We start from the raw sequence: 15012 nt of genomic DNA on the forward strand, positions 1-15012 counted from the left end.
CGCGGGGCAGGACACACAGACGATCGGAACTTATCTTTCAAAAATCAGGTGGTCCTTATGAACAAACCCAAGATCTATATTGACGGCAAGGAGGGCACCACAGGCCTGCAGATCTATGAACGGCTGGGCGGCCGGGACGATCTGGAGCTGCTGCTCATTGACGAGGACAAGCGGAAGGACACCGAGGAGCGGCGCAAGTTCCTCAACGCCGCCGACCTGGTCTTTCTGTGCCTGCCCGACGCTGCCGCCGTGGAGGCGGTCTCCCTTATTGAGAACGGGAACACCAAGGTGATCGACGCCTCCACCGCCCACCGCACCGCCCCCGGCTGGGCCTACGGCTTTGCGGAGCTGTCCAAGCTCCACCGGGCGCAGATCTGCGAGAGCATGCGGGTCTCGAACCCCGGCTGCCACGCCACCGGGTTCATCAGCATTGTCTATCCCCTGGTGGGCATGGGCATCCTGCCCGCCGACACGCCTCTCAGCTGCTTCTCCCTCACCGGCTATTCCGGCGGCGGGAAGAAGATGATTGCCCAGTATGAGGCAGAGGGGCGGGAGGACCTTTTGAGCAGCCCCGCCATCTATGGCATCACCCAGAGCCACAAGCACCTGCCGGAGATGCAGGTCCGCTGCGGCCTCAGCTGTCCGCCGGTGTTCAGCCCCATTGTGGACGACTATTACAAGGGTATGGCCACCACCGTACCCCTGCACCTGTCTCAGCTGCGGGGTGTGAGCAGCCTCCACGACGTGTGGAAGGCCCTCTCCGACTACTACGCCGGGCAGAAGCTGGTCCGCGTGGCCCCTGAGGGAGCCGACGGCAAGCTCTATGGCGCGGGCAAGGCCGGGGACGATGACCTGACCCTCACCGTGGCAGGCAACGACGGCCAGCTGACGGTGACGGCCCTCTTCGACAATCTGGGCAAGGGTGCCAGCGGCGCCGCGGTACAGAACATGAATCTGATGCTGGGCTTTGAGGAGACCGAAGGGCTGAGCCTGAGCTGAAATAGGCGGCCATTCTCCCTCTTTTTTCTGAAATTTCTGGTCCGGGACTTGACGAAAGCCCCGGACCGGCGGTTTAATGGAACTGAGAATTTCCCTTCCCCCTTCTGGGGCACTTTGCTGGAAAGGAAGTCTGTACAGCTATGAAACAGGTATCTGGCGGCGTCTGCGCCGCAAAGGGCTTCGTGGCCGCCGGCGTCCACTGCGGCGTCAAGGCCAGCAGCAGCCCGGATAAAAACGACCTCGCCCTGATCCTCTCTGAGAAGGAGTGTACCGCCGCTGCCACCTATACCCTCAACCGGGTGAAGGCGGCCCCCCTGTACGTCACCATGGACCACCTGGAGAACGGGGTAGCCTGGGGCGTGGTAGCAAACAGCGGCAACGCCAACGCCTGCTGTCCCATGAGCCACGAGAACGCCCAGGCCATGTGTCTGGCCGCCGCCCAGGCCACCGGCCGGGCCCCCGAGGATTTTGCCGTGGCCTCTACAGGCGTCATCGGCCAGACCATCAACATCACCGCCATCCAGGCCGGGATGCCCGCCCTGGCGGCCAAGCTGGGCCCGGAGGGCTCCGAGGATGCGGCCCGGGCCATCATGACCACCGACACGGTGAAGAAGGAGCTGGCCTTCTCCCTCACCCTGGGTGGAAAAGAGGTCACCCTGGGTGCCATCGCCAAGGGCTCCGGTATGATCCACCCCAACATGGGCACCATGCTCTGCTTCATCACCACCGACTGTGCCATCACCCACGAGATGCTGGAGGACGCTCTGCGGGAGGTAGTGGCCCGCACCTTCAACCGGGTAACGGTGGACGGGGACACCTCCACCAACGACATGTGTCTGGCCCTGGCCAACGGTATGGCCGGCAACCCCCTCATCGAGTGGAAGGACGAGGACTACTCCGCCTTCCTGGCCGCCCTGGAGGAGCTCTGCCGCCAGCTGGCCCGCTCCATTGCCGGGGACGGCGAGGGGGCCAGCAAGCTGGTCACCTGCAGGATGACCGGCGCCCGCAGTGAGGAGAGCGCCGAGCGCCTGGCCAAGGCGGTGGTCAGCTCCTCCCTGGTGAAGGCCGCCATGTTCGGTTCCGATGCCAACTGGGGGCGGGTGCTGTGCGCCATGGGCTACTCCAAGGCCCCCTTCCGCCCCGAGCATGTGGACGTCACCTTCCAGTCCCAGGTGGGTTCCGTCCCGGTCTGCCGGCAGGGGGACGGCCTGCCCTTTGACGAGGACGCCGCCAAGCGCATTCTCAGCGAGAAGGAAGTGGTCATCCTTGTGGACCTGCACGAGGGGGACGAGGCTGCCGAGTGCTGGGGCTGTGACCTCACCTATGACTACGTGAAGATCAATGGAGACTATCGCACCTGATCCCTGGCCCAGAGGGAAGGGAGGCACGGGGAGCGCCGCCATGTGCTCCGGCTCCTCCCTCCCCATATTTTACTGTTTGAGGGGGAATACGCATGTCCTTCAATGAAGTGGACCGCGCCCAGGTGCTGGCCGAGGCGCTGCCCTATATCCAGAAATATTATGGCAAGACCATTGTGGTCAAGTACGGCGGCAACGCCATGATCTCCGACGAGCTGCGGCAGGCCGTGATCTCCGACATCATCCTGCTCCACCTGGTGGGGCTGCGGGTGGTGGTTGTCCACGGCGGCGGACCTGAGATCAGCGAGATGCTGAAAAAGACGGGCAAGGAGTCCCGATTTGTGGACGGCCTGCGCTACACCGATGAGGAGACCATGGATGTGGTACAGCAGGTGCTGTGCGGCCGGGTGAACAAGAATCTGGTGGCCACCCTGAACCGCCTGGGCGGCCGGGCCCTGGGCCTGTGCGGCCTGGACGGCGCGCTGTTCCAGGCCCGTCTTCTGGACGAGAGATTCGGCCTGGTGGGAGAGATCACCAAGGTGGACCCCACCCCGGTCAACGACGCGCTGGACAACAACTACATCCCCGTGGTGTCCACCGTGGCCCTGGGGACGGATGCGGAGACCTCCTACAACATCAACGCCGACACGGCGGCCGCCAAGCTGGCGGTGGCACTGGGGGCGGAGAAGCTGATCCTGCTCACCGATGTGCGGGGGCTGCTGCGGGACCCGAAGGATGAGCGCACCCTGATCCCGGAGCTCCAGCTCTCCCAAGTCCCCGCCCTTGTCCGGGAGGGGGTCATCTCCGGCGGCATGATTCCCAAGGTGGACTGCTGCGTGGAGGCGGTCCGCTCTGGCGTCAAGTCCGCCATCATCCTGGACGGCCGCGTCCCCCATTCCATCCTCATCGAGCTGCTCTCCAACGAGGGCATCGGCACCATGCTGGTCAACTGAACCAGGAGCGCCGGAAGGAGAATCGTTATGACCTTTGAAGAGATCAAAGCACTGGACCATCAGTACGTGATGCAGTCCTACGGCCGCTTCGACGTGGCCGTAGACCACGGCAGGGGCGCCACCCTCTGGGACACCCAGGGCCGGGAATACATCGACTTCACCTCCGGCATCGGCGTGTGCTCCCTGGGCTACGCCGACGAGGGCTGGGTGAACGCCATCACCGAGCAGGCAGGCAAGCTGGGACACATCTCCAACCTGTTCTACGCTGAGCCCTATGTGAAGGCCGCGGAGAAGCTGTGCCGGAAAGCGGGCATGTCCAACGTGTTCTTCGCCAACTCCGGCGCGGAGAGCAACGAGGGCCTGATCAAGCTGGCCCGCAAGTACTCCTTTGACAAGTACGGCAAGGGACGGGGGACCATCATCACCCTCCACAAGTCCTTCCACGGCCGCACCATCACCACCCTCTCCGCCACTGGGCAGGACGTGTTCCACAACTATTTCTTCCCCTTTACCGAGGGCTTCCGCCACGCCGACGCCAACGACTTCGACAGCGTGGAAGCCATGGCCGGACATGATGTGTGCGCCGTCATGTTCGAGCTCATCCAGGGCGAGGGCGGCGTGCTCCCCCTGGACCGGGAGTTTGTGCAGAAGGTGGCCGACCTGTGCGCCAAGCGGGACTGGCTGCTCCTCATCGACGAGGTGCAGACCGGCGTGGGCCGCACCGGCTCTCTCTTTGCCTTCCAGCAGTACGGCATCCAGCCTGACGCAGTCTCCTTCGCCAAAGGCATCGCCGGCGGCCTGCCCTTCGGCGGCGTGATGGCGGGAGAGAAGTGCCGCAATGTCTTCACCACCGGCACCCACGGCACTACCTTCGGGGGCAACCCCATCTCCGCGGCCGCAGCCTGCTACGTGCTGGACCGGATGGACGACGCCATGTTCCAGTCCGTCCAGGAGAAGGGGGCATATCTCCGCAGCCGCATTGAGGCCCTGGACCTGCCATGCCTGGGCGCCACCCGGGGCATGGGCCTGATGATCGGCATCGACGTGAAGGGGGAGCGCACCAACAAGGAGCTGGCCGCCAAGCTGATCCAGAGCGGCCTGCTGGTCCTCACCGCTGGCCCCGGCCTGCGCCTGCTCCCCCCCCTGGTCATCACCCAGGAGGAGATGGACAAGGGCCTGGCCATCCTGAAAGCAGCGCTTTCTTAACTTCATCGCGGAGGGCAGGCCCGCTCCCTCTGTCATCCTCACTCTGAACATCGGGGGTTTTTATCATGCAGAAAGACTTACTCAAGCTGCTGGATCTGTCCAAGGAGGACATCATCAAGATCCTCAACACCGCTGACCAGCTGAAATACAGCCAGAAGCACGGTCTGGTCCACGACTATCTCCGGGGCAAGACTCTGGCCATGATTTTTGAGAAGAACTCCACCCGGACCAGGGTCTCCTTTGAGACTGGAATGTACCAGCTGGGCGGACACGCTCTGTTCCTGTCCGGCAAGGAGAGCCAGATCGGCCGGGGCGAGCCCATCGAGGACACCGCCCGGGTCCTGGCCCGCTACTGCGACGGCATCATGATCCGCACCTTCCATCAAGAGGAGGTGGAATCCCTGGCCAGTCACTCCCACATCCCCGTCATCAACGGCCTGACCGACTTCTGTCACCCCTGCCAGGTGCTGGCCGACCTGATGACCGTCCGGGAGCACAAGGCCACCCTGGAGGGATTGAAGCTGTGCTACATCGGGGATGGCAACAACATGGCCAACTCCCTCATCGTGGGCGGCCTGAAGTGCGGCATAGAGGTATCGGTGGCCTGCCCCGCCGGCTACGACCCTGACCCCCAGGTGCTCGCATTTGCCGCCAGCCAGCCGGACTTCAAATTCTCCCTGGTCCGCACCCCCCAGGAGGCGGCCGCCGGGGCCGACGTGGTCTTTACTGACGTGTGGGCCTCCATGGGCCAGGAGGAGGAGCGTGCCGTCCGGGCCGCCGCCTTTGCCGGCTATCAGGTCAACGACCGCCTTATGACCCTCACCAACCCGGGGTGTATGGTACAGCACTGCCTGCCCGCCCACCGTGGGGAGGAGATCACGGCGGAGGTCTTTGAGGCCCACGCCCAGGAGATCTTTGACGAGGCGGAAAACCGCCTCCACGCCCAGAAGGCCGTCATGTACCTGCTGATGTGCCCCGACGCCAAATAAATCAGACAGAGGGCCGCCCCAGGACAACGTTCCGGGGCGGCCAGACTGTCGAAAAAGCGGCAGAGCCGCTTTTTCGAGAAATCAAGCACGCAAGCTGGGTCCCGATCCCTTGCAGGAAAGTGGCCCCATCTTGCGTAAGAGGTGTCATTTCCGAGGTACACGCCCCCGGAAATGACGTGATTTAATTTGATTCCGTCGCCTGTGGGCAACGGAACTCCTTGCAGGAGGGCTTTTTTGACAAGCTGGCCGCCCCGGGACGTTGTCCCAGGGCGGCCAGCTGTGCGCTTCAGTATTCCTCTGTCAGGATCAGCATGCCGTCCAGGAATTTTTTCAGGTTCACCTTGCCGCGTCCCCCTTTTCCCCGCAGATGGGCCATCTCAGCCCGCACCTCGGGAAAGGGGAAGAGCACCGCGGCATACTGGGTGAAGAACTCGTTCCCATAGTCCTCCACCCCCAGGCTGGCGATATGGCCCAGCCCCCGCTCCACCGCCCGCCGGACCCGCTGCTCCATGGTCTTGGGGCTGTCACTGAGCTGGCTGCACAGGGTGCCCACCCCGATCTGAGAGGCCGTCTGCTTTCGCTCCAGCAGGAAGAGGCACAGCTCCATGATGTCCCCGGCCCCCTTCTCCCCTGCCATGCCCAGCTGGCTCAGGATATACTGGATGCGCCGGCGCCACACCTCCTGCCGCCCCGCCGGAGCGGCGGGCTGGGGCTCCCGGCTCTGAAACACGCTCTGGATGGTGTGGAGGGCCCTCTCGTTCTCCATCTGCCGGATCACGTTGCCCACCACCTGGCGCACCTCGATCAGGTTGATGGGCTTCTGGATAAAGAACTCCACCCCGGCCTGATACGCTTTTGCAATCAGCTCTTTGGCCGACACCTGGGAGATCATCACGAACTTGGCCCGGCTGCCCAGCTCCTTCAGCTCCCGCACCAGCTGGATGCCGTCCCGCCCGGGCATCAGCAGATCCACCAGCACCAGATCCGGGTCCAGCGCCATGATCCGCTCCGGGTCCGGGGCTCCCTCCTCGCTGGCGCCGCACACCCGGCCCAGTGCGCTGCTCTCCAGGATATCCTCCAGCACCCCGATCACCGAGGGGTCGTCCTCCGCGATATAGATCCTCATTTCTCTCTCTTCTCCCCCTTCACACGGTGGAGCGGCAGCTCCACGGAAAAACGCGCGCCCCGCCCCGGCTGGCTCTCCACCGAGACGGAGCCGCCCAGCTCCTCTGTCAGCGACTTGACTGCGGGCAGGCCCACGCCCCGGTTGATGTTGCCGGTCTCCGGGTCAAATTTGGTGGAATAGCCCACCTGGAACAGATTGTGCATGGAGCGCTCCGAGATGCCGGGGCCGTCGTCTGACACGGTGAGAAACAGAGTGTCACCCTCCACCCGCTCCTCCACCAGCACGATCCCACGGCCGCCAGCTCCCTGAATGGCCTCGATGGCGTTGGTCACCAGGTTCTTCAGGATGGACAGCAGGCGGTAGTGCTCCTGGGTGGAGAAGTCGGCGGTGCGCCTGCACTCCAGGCGGATGCTGGCCCGGTTCTCCCCCAGCATCCGCCGGGTGGAGTTCTCCAGAATGTGCATCAGATCCTGGAATTCCATCTGCTCCTGGTCGTAGACCTCCTCCACCTCCCCCTCGATGCCCCGGATGATGCGCAGGTTGTCCTTTTTCACCTCGTGGACGTCCCGGGCAATGGACAGGGCCAGGGCACTCAGCTCACCGCTCTCCCCTTCCTTCTCCCCCAGCCGCTCATAGAGGCGGTATGCGTTGGTCATCACCTGTTCAATGTCGTCGGAGTTCTTTTTTAAAAAGTACAGCTCGTTTTTCAGCTCCGCCGTCATCAGGAACAGGCGCTGGTAGCGCCGCTCGTGCTCCTGCCGCAGCAGCAGGCGGTGGTAGTACCGGCTTCCCCACAGGATCATGGCCGCAGTGAAGGATCGGGCCACCGCCAGTCCGATCAGGGGGAGCAGGGCCCGGGCCTCCGTCTCCAGCCCCCGCACTCCGGAGGACAGGTACAGATTGATCACATTGGAGATAAAGTCACTGACCAGAAAGGCCGCTCCCATCCGCCCCAGAGAGGCGGTGCGCCGGTCCCGGATCAGCAGGCAGAGCACACAGTCATAGCAGAGGTAGAACACGCCGCCGGGATACTCCATCCGCAGCGCCTCCCCCGGCGGCATCCCTGCCGCCAGGTCCAGTGCCAGCCGCATCATCACCACGCACAGTCCGGTGACCAGCCCAGTGTCCGGGCGGTGGCTCTCCCGCATCATGGTCACCAGCAGGGCCGGGTAGAGGATGGCGGCGGTGGAGACCCGGAAGCCCTCCGCCCACACTGTCAGATACAGCTGGGAGGTCAGGGCCACTGCCAGCCCGATCAGCAGCCTGCGCTGCCACGGGCCGATCCTCCAGCCTTTTCTCCCCAGTCCCCCCATGGCGCTCTCCCCCCGTTTTTTCTCTATTTTACTCCATCCCCCGGCAGCTGCGCAAGCGTCCCCCTCCCTCTTCCCGCAAAATTCCACCCTTTTCTAAAAAAATCCGCTCCCGCTCCCGCCCCCTCCATTGACTTTCCTCCCGGAATTGGGTATGATTCACTTTATGTAATACGTCGTCCAAGCGCAGAAAGGAAGTTTTGACCATGCCCACACTGGAACAGTTCAAAAACGCCCGGAGCGTCTTAAAGGGCGTGATCCGGGAGACCAGTCTCATCGACTCCCCGGCCCTGTCCAAAGGCTGCGGCAACCGGGTCTATCTCAAGCCCGAAAATATGCAGGTCACCGGCGCCTACAAGATCCGGGGCGCTTACTATAAGATCAGCACCCTGACCCAGGAACAGCGGGAGCGGGGCCTGGTCACCGCCTCCGCCGGCAACCACGCCCAGGGCGTGGCCTACGCTGCCCAGGCCGCCGGCGTGCCCGCCACCATCGTCATGCCCACCACCACCCCCCTGGTGAAGGTGAACAATACCAAGGACTACGGGGCCAAGGTCATCCTCCACGGTGAGGTCTTTGACGAGTCCGCCGAGCTGGCCGCCAAGCTGGCGGAGGAGGAGGGGCTGACCTATATCCACCCCTTCAACGACCTGGAGGTGGCCACCGGCCAGGGCACCATCGCCTATGAGATCTTCCAGGACCTGCCCGACGTGGACATTATCCTGGTGCCCATCGGCGGCGGCGGGCTGGCGGCGGGTGTGTCCACCCTGGCCAAGCTGCTCAACCCCAACGTAAAAGTCATCGGCGTGGAGCCGGAGGGGGCGGCCTGCATGAAGGCCAGCCTGGAGGCGGGCCATGTGGTCTCCCTGCCCACCGCCAACACCATCGCTGACGGCACCGCCGTCAAGACCCCTGGAGACAAGGTGTTCCCCTACATCCGGGACCATGTGGACCAGATCATCACCATCCCAGATACGGAGCTGGTGGAGGCTTTCCTGGATGTGATGGAAAAGCATAAGATGGTGGTGGAGAACTCCGGCCTGCTGTCCGTGGCCGCTCTGCGCCACCTGTCCTGCCAGGGGCTGAACGTGGTCTGCGTCCTCTCCGGCGGCAACATGGACGTGATCACCATGGCCTCCCTGGTCCAGCACGGCCTGATCATGCGGGGCCGCATCTTCACCTTCTCCGTCCTCCTCCCCGACCGTCCCGGTGCCCTGCTCAGCATCGCCGATATCCTGGCCCGGGAGAACGGCAACGTCATCAAGCTGGAGCACAACCAGTTCGTGAACATCAACCGCCAGAGCGGCGTGGAGCTGAAGGTCACCCTGGAGGCCTTCGGCCACGACCACAAGGACCGCATCCTGGAGGCGCTGAGCCAGGCCGGCTACCAGGCCCACGAGGTGGACACCACCGATTTCTATCACTGATCCGGCCCTGTTGACTCGCGCTCTTTTTGGGGAAGCCCCCACGTCAGACCGTATCCAACAAAACAGAAAGGGGATCTTTGAAATGGATTTTGAGGCTTTGCAGGCGGCCCGGGAGAGCTGCCGTGTGTACAGCGACCGCCCCGTGCCCCGGGAGACCCTGGCCCACCTGGTGGACGTAGCCCGGCTGGCCCCCAGCGGTTGCAACGCCCAGCCCTGGCGCTTCATCATCATCGACGAGCCAGAGGCCCGGGCCAAGCTCATTGAAGCGCTGGACGACGACGGGCTCACCGGCTGCCCCTGGGGAGACCGGGTGCCCAACTTCATCCTGATCTGTGAGGATGAGGCACACGTCAAGCCCGGCGTCGCGGAGCACTACGGTGCCCAGCACTTCGCCCAGATGGACATCGGCATGGCTGCCATGGCCCTGTGCTATGAGGCCACTTCCATGGGGCTGGGCACCTGCCTCATCGGCACCATGAACCAGGCCAAGCTGCACCAGTCCTTCGGCATCCCGGAGGAGCGGCCCGTCCGCCTGATCGTCACCGTGGGCTATCCCGCCAAGGAGACCGCTCCCCGGCCCAAGGTACGCAAGGAGCTGGACGACATCCTCAGCTACAACCACTGGTGAGCCCGGGGGCCCCGCCCCGCCGGCGCACAGCCACTGCCCCCGCCGGGCAGGGCCCGGCGGGGGGTATCTGAAAAGCGGCGGGCCATCCGGATCGGCCGGGGCCGCCGGGCGGCCGTGGGATCAGCCTGGAGCAGGCCTCGGGTCCGGGGCTCCGGGGAGTGCTTCCGCCCTCCCGCTCTCCGCTCTGCATCCTATGCGTCGGACCGGCCCTCTGCCCCTGGCCCAGCCCCTACAGCCCTGATCAAAACCTCTCATTTTTTCGGAAAGCGGGGTCAAAACCATGATAAAAGTTTCACCTTCCATCCTCTCCGCCGATTTTGTCAATCTGGAACGGGATATCCGGCGGGTCTCCGATGCCGACTACCTCCATGTGGACGTGATGGACGGCGCTTTCGTTCCCAATCTCACCATCGGCGTCCCGGTGGTCCAGTCCATCCGCCGGTGCACCGACATGTTCCTGGATGTCCATCTGATGATCGAAAAGCCGGTGCGGTACATCGAAGCCTTTGCCAAGGCTGGGGCGGACCTGCTCTCTATCCACCTGGAGGCCGACCACCCCACCCGCATCGCCCAGGCTCTGAGGGTCATGGGGGAGTGCGGCGTAAAAAAAGCGGTGGCCCTGCGGCCCATCACCAAGGCGGAGGCCATCCTCCCCTATCTGGAGGAGCTGGACCTGGTGCTGGTGATGACGGTGGAGCCCGGCTTCGGCGGCCAGGCCTTCATGGAGTCCCAGCTGGACACCATCCGCCAGGTGCGCGCCCTCATCGAGCGGTACAACCCCGCCTGCGAACTGGAGGTGGACGGGGGCATCTCCCCCAAGACCGCCCCCCTGGTGGTGGAGGCGGGGGCCAACGTGCTGGTGGCCGGCTCCGCTGTCTACGGGGCGGAGGACATCCCCGCCGCCATTCAGGCCCTCCGCGTGTCAGGGGGTGCGCGGTGAGAGAGTATAAGATCCTCTCCGCTGACAGCCTGGAGCAGGCGGAGCAGGTCATGAACGACATGGCCCTGGCCGGGTGGCGGACCACCTCCCTCACGCCCTATCCCGCCGGCTTTCCGGCCGGTGTCAGCTATCTGTTTGCCGTCGTGTTGGAGCGGGAGCGCTGATCTCCCCCTGTTCACACCGTGTACTATTTACGACTCCGGAGGTCTTTCCCATGCAGTATTTCCCCCCCGCACTGGAAAATTTGGTGGAGCAGTTCGCCCGCCTGCCCGGCGTCGGCGTCAAATCCGCCCAGCGGCTGGCGTTCCACGTCCTCTCCCTCCCAGAGGAGGACGCCGCCGCCTTTGCCCAGGCCATTCTGTCCGCCAAGTCCGCCATCCACTGCTGTCCGGTGTGTCAGAATCTGACGGAGGGGGACGGCCCCTGCTCCATCTGCGCCAGCCCCAAGCGGGACGCCTCCGTCATCTGTGTGGTGGCCGACCCGAAGGACGTGGTGGCCATGGAGCGGGCCCGGGAGTACCAGGGGCTCTACCACGTGCTCCACGGGGTGATCTCCCCCATGAACCACGTGGGGCCGGATGACCTGCACATCAAGTCCCTGGTAGAGCGGGTGGCCGCCGGCGGGGTCCAGGAGGTCATCATGGCCACCAATCCGGACACGGAGGGGGAGGCCACCGCCATGTACCTCTCCCGGCTGCTGCGCCCCTTTGGGGTGAAGATCACCCGTCTGGCCTACGGCATCCCGGTGGGCAGCCACCTGGAGTACGCCGACGACGCCACCCTGATGCGGGCCCTGGAGGGCCGTCAGGAGATGTGAGAATTTGAACGCCGCACTCCCGTGGGAGTGCGGCGTTTTTACGCCTGTTTTTCTGGGCATTTTCGACGGCGGCGCATGGGCACCATTTCTTCGGGACGCTGACTGGATCGGCTTGATCTCCCCCCAGATTTTTAAAACTTATCGCAATATGTCAATTTTAAATTACTATATGTTTTGACTCAGCATCTGATATGGTCACTTTTCAAGGCGCCTCCTGACGCCGCCGCCGCGCGCGGCAGAGCGGGCCCGGCCCGCTTCTCCTCCCTTCTGCGGGAAAAGATGCGCTTTACGGGGCTTGGCCCCGGTGCTATAATAGGCTCAAATCAGACAAAGGACAGGAGGCCATCTTCATGGTGAATCAACGCATGTTGGGGCTGGGCACCGCCCGGTCCGTCATCCGCGAGCTCTTTGAATACGGCAAGATACGTGCCGCCCAGGTGGGGGCGGAGAATGTCTTCGATTTCTCCCTGGGCAACCCCAGCGTCCCCTGCCCCCAGGAGGTCAACGACACCGCCGTCCGCATCCTTCGGGAGCAGCCGGAGGTCATCCACTGTTACACCAGCGCCCAGGGGGACCAGGAGGCCCGCCAGCGCTTCGCCGACTCCCTCAACCGCCGCTTCGGCACCTGCTATACCGCCGACCAGTTCTACATTACCGTGGGGGCCGCCGCCTCCCTGTGCTGTGTGTTCAACGGCCTGACCTGCCCCGGGGACGAGTTCGTCGTCTTTGCCCCCTACTTCCCGGAGTATAAGGTCTTTATCGAGGGCGCTGGGGCCAAGATGGTGCTCATTCCTCCGGAGATCGAGGGATTCCAGATCGACTTTGACGCCTTTGAGGCCGCCATCAGCGAGCACACCAAGGGCGTGGTGGTCAACTCCCCCAACAACCCCTCCGGCGTGGTCTACTCCCGGGAGACGCTGGAGCGGCTGGCCGCCATCCTGACGGAAAAGAGCCGGGCCTACGGCCACCCCATCTACCTGATCTCCGACGAGCCCTACCGGGAGATCGTGTTCTCCGGCTTCCAGGTGCCCTGGATTCCCCAGCTCTACCCAGACACCATCGTGTGCTACTCCTTCAGCAAGTCCCTCTCCCTCCCTGGTGAGCGCCTGGGCTACGTGCTGGTCCCCGCCTCCGTCACCGACAGCCGGGAGGTCTACGCCGCCGTGGCCGGCGCCGGACGGTCTCTGGGCTACGTCAACGCCCCCAGCCTGTTCCAGCAGGTCACCTCCCTGTGTTGCGACCTCACCTCCGACCTGGCCGTCTATGAGCGCAACGCCAAGCTGCTGGTCCCCGCCCTGCGGGAGATGGGCTACCACTGTGTGGAGCCCGGCGGCGCCTTCTACCTCTTCCCCCGCTCCCTGGAGCCCGACGATATGGCCTTCAGCGAGCGGGCCAAGCAGTTCGATCTGCTGCTGGTCCCCGGCTCCGGCTTCGGCGCCCCCGGCCACGTGCGCATCGCCTACTGCGTCCAGACCGACATGATCCAGCGGGCCCTTCCCAAATTCAAGGCCCTGGCCGATTCCTACCGATAAAAAGCATCGGCCCCATCCGTGATGGATGGGGCCGATGCTTTTTACCGCTATCCAAACAATACAAATTCTTGAAGGATGCCTATGGTGCTGATCACATCAATACATATCATAGATGACAGATGAGAAAACTGCCGGTCCTGTTTTTTTAGCCTGCACCTTATCAGCATCACAAGCCGGGCGATCAGGATCACCAAGCTATATGTCCAAATCAGGCTTGGGAAAAGCAGTCCTTCTGGCGAGGCAAACATAAGGTAGAGCCATAGCGGCAGAACAGTATATATTACATATTCCAGCCCTTTCACCAGAAAACGGAAAATCAGGATTCCTTCTAATGCCGTCATTCCCAGTATCAAGATCCAATAGCCAGCCGCTACTGCCTCTGTGGGAAAATTCAACGCAGCAGGCCAATCTTCACCTTTTACTTTTAAAAGTATCACACCTGCAATTCCAGCAGCCACTACAAGCAGAACTTCCCAATAGATTTTTATGAAATTTCTCACTGATTTTTTCATACATCTCTCCGTTATCTGACCATCGCCCCCGCTTCCTTTTAGAATAATATATATCTTTTTCTTTTATTTGTCAATCTTTTTGTCTATTTCCAACAAGAACAATCTCTTTTTTCCTCCCAAATGATTCAAACAGCCCGCTTCACAGCCGGCGGATCAACTCCTCCACGTCCTCCATCCGGGTGGCCCAGCTGGTGACGAAGCGGATCACCGTCCGCTCCTCGTCCAGCTGCTCCCAGAAGCTGAATGCGGCCTTCCGGGCCAGGTCCTCCCGCTGGGCCCGGTCCACCACCAGGAATATCTGGTTGGTGGGGGTGTCCAAATAGAAGGAGAACCCCTTTTCCCGGAATCCCTCTCTCAGCCGCTCCGCCGTCTCGATGGCATTTTTGCCCAGCTTCTGGTAGAGTCCATCGGTGAACAGGGCGTCGAACTGCACCCCCAGCAGCCAGCCCTTGGCCAGCAGGGCGCCCCGCTGCTTCACGGCGGTCATAAAGCGCCCGGGGGCGTTGTGCCGGGGGAAGACCACCGCCTCTCCGAACAGGGCCCCCACCTTGGTCCCCCCGATGTAGAACACGTCGCAGCTGGCCGCCAGGTCCGCCAGGGTCATGCCGCTCCCCCGGCTGGCCAGCCCATAGCCCATCCGGGCGCCGTCCAGGTACAGCGGTATCTTGTATTGCCGGCACACCTGGTGGATCTCCCCCAGCTCCGCCCGGGTATAGAGGGTGCCCAGCTCGGTGGGCCAGGACAGGTACACCATGCCCGGAAATACCATGTGTTCGTGGTTCTCGTCCCCGTAAAAGCCCTCCAGATAGGTCCGCAGCTCCGCCGCTGACAGCTTCCCCTCCCGCTGGGGCAGCTCCAGCACCTTGTGCCCGGTTGCCTCGATGGCTCCCGCCTCATGGGTACAGATGTGTCCCGTGGCGGGGGCGATCACCCCCTCCCAGGGGGCCAGCAGGGCGGAGATCACCGCCTGATTGGTCTGGGTCCCGCCCACCAGGAAAAAGACGTCCCCCTCCGGGCAGCCGCAGGCCCGCCGGATCTTCTCCTTTGCCCGGGCGCAGTATGGATCGGTCCCATATCCGGGTTGCTGCTCCCGATTGGTCTCCGCCAGCCGCCGGAGCACCTGCTCGTGGGCCCCCTCAGAGTAGTCGTTGACAAAAGACAGCATGCTCAGTTCCTTCCTCTCTGTAAGATCTCCAGATGAAGGAAGTTTACCAC

16 protein-coding genes are annotated in these 15012 nt (G+C 63.3%); 12 read left to right on the top strand and 4 right to left on the bottom strand.

Going from position 1 to position 15012, the window contains the following annotated elements; all coding sequences use genetic code 11:
- Nucleotides 1-57 precede the first annotated feature (57 nt).
- The 5 genes from argC to argF all read left to right on the top strand — a co-directional run bounded on the left by argC (nucleotide 58) and on the right by argF (nucleotide 5505).
- A complete protein-coding gene (gene argC / locus L9O85_RS12370; RefSeq protein ID WP_108980581.1) occupies nucleotides 58-999 on the top strand; it encodes an N-acetyl-gamma-glutamyl-phosphate reductase in 942 nt (313 codons plus the stop codon).
- 140 nt (nucleotides 1000-1139) lie between these two features.
- Nucleotides 1140-2360 (top strand): bifunctional glutamate N-acetyltransferase/amino-acid acetyltransferase ArgJ, encoded by a 1221-nt coding sequence (argJ, locus tag L9O85_RS12375; protein ID WP_301578767.1) that lies wholly within the window; start codon nucleotides 1140-1142, stop codon nucleotides 2358-2360.
- A gap of 92 nt (nucleotides 2361-2452) precedes the next feature.
- Complete coding sequence (argB, locus tag L9O85_RS12380; protein WP_050623508.1) at nucleotides 2453-3310, top strand: acetylglutamate kinase; 858 nt, start codon at nucleotides 2453-2455, stop codon at nucleotides 3308-3310.
- Between the two features lie 27 nt (nucleotides 3311-3337).
- Entirely contained in the window at nucleotides 3338-4516 is a 1179-nt protein-coding gene (locus tag L9O85_RS12385) for an acetylornithine/succinylornithine family transaminase (RefSeq protein ID WP_050623507.1), read from the top strand.
- 65 nt (nucleotides 4517-4581) lie between these two features.
- On the top strand, nucleotides 4582-5505 hold the full coding sequence (argF, locus tag L9O85_RS12390; RefSeq protein WP_301578769.1) for an ornithine carbamoyltransferase: 924 nt from the start codon (nucleotides 4582-4584) through the stop codon (nucleotides 5503-5505).
- A gap of 286 nt (nucleotides 5506-5791) precedes the next feature.
- Here argF and L9O85_RS12395 read toward each other — a convergent pair whose 3' ends face one another.
- Together L9O85_RS12395 and L9O85_RS12400 are read right to left on the bottom strand one after the other, a co-directional pair.
- On the bottom strand, nucleotides 5792-6631 hold the full coding sequence (locus L9O85_RS12395; protein WP_301578771.1) for a DNA-binding domain-containing protein: 840 nt from the start codon (nucleotides 6629-6631) through the stop codon (nucleotides 5792-5794).
- Nucleotides 6628-7944, bottom strand: coding sequence for a sensor histidine kinase (locus L9O85_RS12400; RefSeq protein WP_050623504.1), 1317 nt, complete (start codon nucleotides 7942-7944; stop codon nucleotides 6628-6630). The genes L9O85_RS12395 and L9O85_RS12400 overlap by 4 nt, the downstream gene beginning before the upstream one ends.
- 203 nt (nucleotides 7945-8147) lie before the next feature.
- On the opposite strand from L9O85_RS12400, the gene ilvA reads away from it, so the two are divergent.
- The 7 genes from ilvA to L9O85_RS12435 all read left to right on the top strand — a co-directional run bounded on the left by ilvA (nucleotide 8148) and on the right by L9O85_RS12435 (nucleotide 13285).
- On the top strand, nucleotides 8148-9368 hold the full coding sequence (ilvA, locus tag L9O85_RS12405; protein ID WP_050623503.1) for a threonine ammonia-lyase: 1221 nt from the start codon (nucleotides 8148-8150) through the stop codon (nucleotides 9366-9368).
- Between the two features lie 82 nt (nucleotides 9369-9450).
- On the top strand, nucleotides 9451-9996 hold the full coding sequence (locus L9O85_RS12410) for a nitroreductase family protein (RefSeq protein ID WP_108980577.1): 546 nt from the start codon (nucleotides 9451-9453) through the stop codon (nucleotides 9994-9996).
- 280 nt (nucleotides 9997-10276) lie between these two features.
- Nucleotides 10277-10936, top strand: a complete 660-nt coding sequence (gene rpe, locus L9O85_RS12415) for a ribulose-phosphate 3-epimerase (protein WP_276853862.1) — start codon at nucleotides 10277-10279, stop codon at nucleotides 10934-10936.
- On the top strand, nucleotides 10933-11100 hold the full coding sequence (locus L9O85_RS12420) for a hypothetical protein (RefSeq protein WP_154669725.1): 168 nt from the start codon (nucleotides 10933-10935) through the stop codon (nucleotides 11098-11100). Before rpe ends, L9O85_RS12420 begins: the two co-directional genes overlap by 4 nt.
- A gap of 50 nt (nucleotides 11101-11150) precedes the next feature.
- On the top strand, nucleotides 11151-11753 hold the full coding sequence (gene recR, locus L9O85_RS12425; RefSeq protein ID WP_108980575.1) for a recombination mediator RecR: 603 nt from the start codon (nucleotides 11151-11153) through the stop codon (nucleotides 11751-11753).
- 4 nt (nucleotides 11754-11757) lie between these two features.
- Nucleotides 11758-11931, top strand: a complete 174-nt coding sequence (locus tag L9O85_RS12430) for a hypothetical protein (protein ID WP_301578777.1) — start codon at nucleotides 11758-11760, stop codon at nucleotides 11929-11931.
- A gap of 172 nt (nucleotides 11932-12103) precedes the next feature.
- Complete coding sequence (locus L9O85_RS12435) at nucleotides 12104-13285, top strand: pyridoxal phosphate-dependent aminotransferase (RefSeq protein ID WP_108980574.1); 1182 nt, start codon at nucleotides 12104-12106, stop codon at nucleotides 13283-13285.
- A gap of 47 nt (nucleotides 13286-13332) precedes the next feature.
- Here the strand turns inward: L9O85_RS12435 and L9O85_RS12440 are convergent, their stop codons facing one another.
- Together L9O85_RS12440 and L9O85_RS12445 are read right to left on the bottom strand one after the other, a co-directional pair.
- A complete protein-coding gene (locus L9O85_RS12440; RefSeq protein ID WP_301578779.1) occupies nucleotides 13333-13797 on the bottom strand; it encodes a hypothetical protein in 465 nt (154 codons plus the stop codon).
- Nucleotides 13798-13936: 139 nt separating this feature from the next.
- Complete coding sequence (locus tag L9O85_RS12445) at nucleotides 13937-14962, bottom strand: threonine aldolase family protein (protein WP_301578780.1); 1026 nt, start codon at nucleotides 14960-14962, stop codon at nucleotides 13937-13939.
- Nucleotides 14963-15012: the final 50 nt, after the last annotated feature.

Origin of the sequence: Lawsonibacter asaccharolyticus (genome assembly GCF_022453915.1) — a bacterium.
Lineage (GTDB): Bacteria > Bacillota > Clostridia > Oscillospirales > Oscillospiraceae > Lawsonibacter > Lawsonibacter asaccharolyticus.

Excerpts from the sequence above, each read along its gene's own strand:
- recR (WP_108980575.1), top strand. The coding sequence starts at position 11,151 with ATGCAGTATTTCCCCCCCGCACTGGAAAATTTGGTGGAGCAGTTCGCC.
- L9O85_RS12400 (WP_050623504.1), bottom strand. The coding sequence starts at position 7,944 with ATGGGGGGACTGGGGAGAAAAGGCTGGAGGATCGGCCCGTGGCAGCGC.
- L9O85_RS12395 (WP_301578771.1), bottom strand. The coding sequence starts at position 6,631 with ATGAGGATCTATATCGCGGAGGACGACCCCTCGGTGATCGGGGTGCTG.
- L9O85_RS12440 (WP_301578779.1), bottom strand. The coding sequence starts at position 13,797 with ATGAAAAAATCAGTGAGAAATTTCATAAAAATCTATTGGGAAGTTCTG.
- argB (WP_050623508.1), top strand. The coding sequence starts at position 2,453 with ATGTCCTTCAATGAAGTGGACCGCGCCCAGGTGCTGGCCGAGGCGCTG.
- argC (WP_108980581.1), top strand. The coding sequence starts at position 58 with ATGAACAAACCCAAGATCTATATTGACGGCAAGGAGGGCACCACAGGC.
- L9O85_RS12410 (WP_108980577.1), top strand. The coding sequence starts at position 9,451 with ATGGATTTTGAGGCTTTGCAGGCGGCCCGGGAGAGCTGCCGTGTGTAC.
- rpe (WP_276853862.1), top strand. The coding sequence starts at position 10,277 with ATGATAAAAGTTTCACCTTCCATCCTCTCCGCCGATTTTGTCAATCTG.
- L9O85_RS12385 (WP_050623507.1), top strand. The coding sequence starts at position 3,338 with ATGACCTTTGAAGAGATCAAAGCACTGGACCATCAGTACGTGATGCAG.
- ilvA (WP_050623503.1), top strand. The coding sequence starts at position 8,148 with ATGCCCACACTGGAACAGTTCAAAAACGCCCGGAGCGTCTTAAAGGGC.
- argJ (WP_301578767.1), top strand. The coding sequence starts at position 1,140 with ATGAAACAGGTATCTGGCGGCGTCTGCGCCGCAAAGGGCTTCGTGGCC.
- L9O85_RS12435 (WP_108980574.1), top strand. The coding sequence starts at position 12,104 with ATGGTGAATCAACGCATGTTGGGGCTGGGCACCGCCCGGTCCGTCATC.
- argF (WP_301578769.1), top strand. The coding sequence starts at position 4,582 with ATGCAGAAAGACTTACTCAAGCTGCTGGATCTGTCCAAGGAGGACATC.
- L9O85_RS12445 (WP_301578780.1), bottom strand. The coding sequence starts at position 14,962 with ATGCTGTCTTTTGTCAACGACTACTCTGAGGGGGCCCACGAGCAGGTG.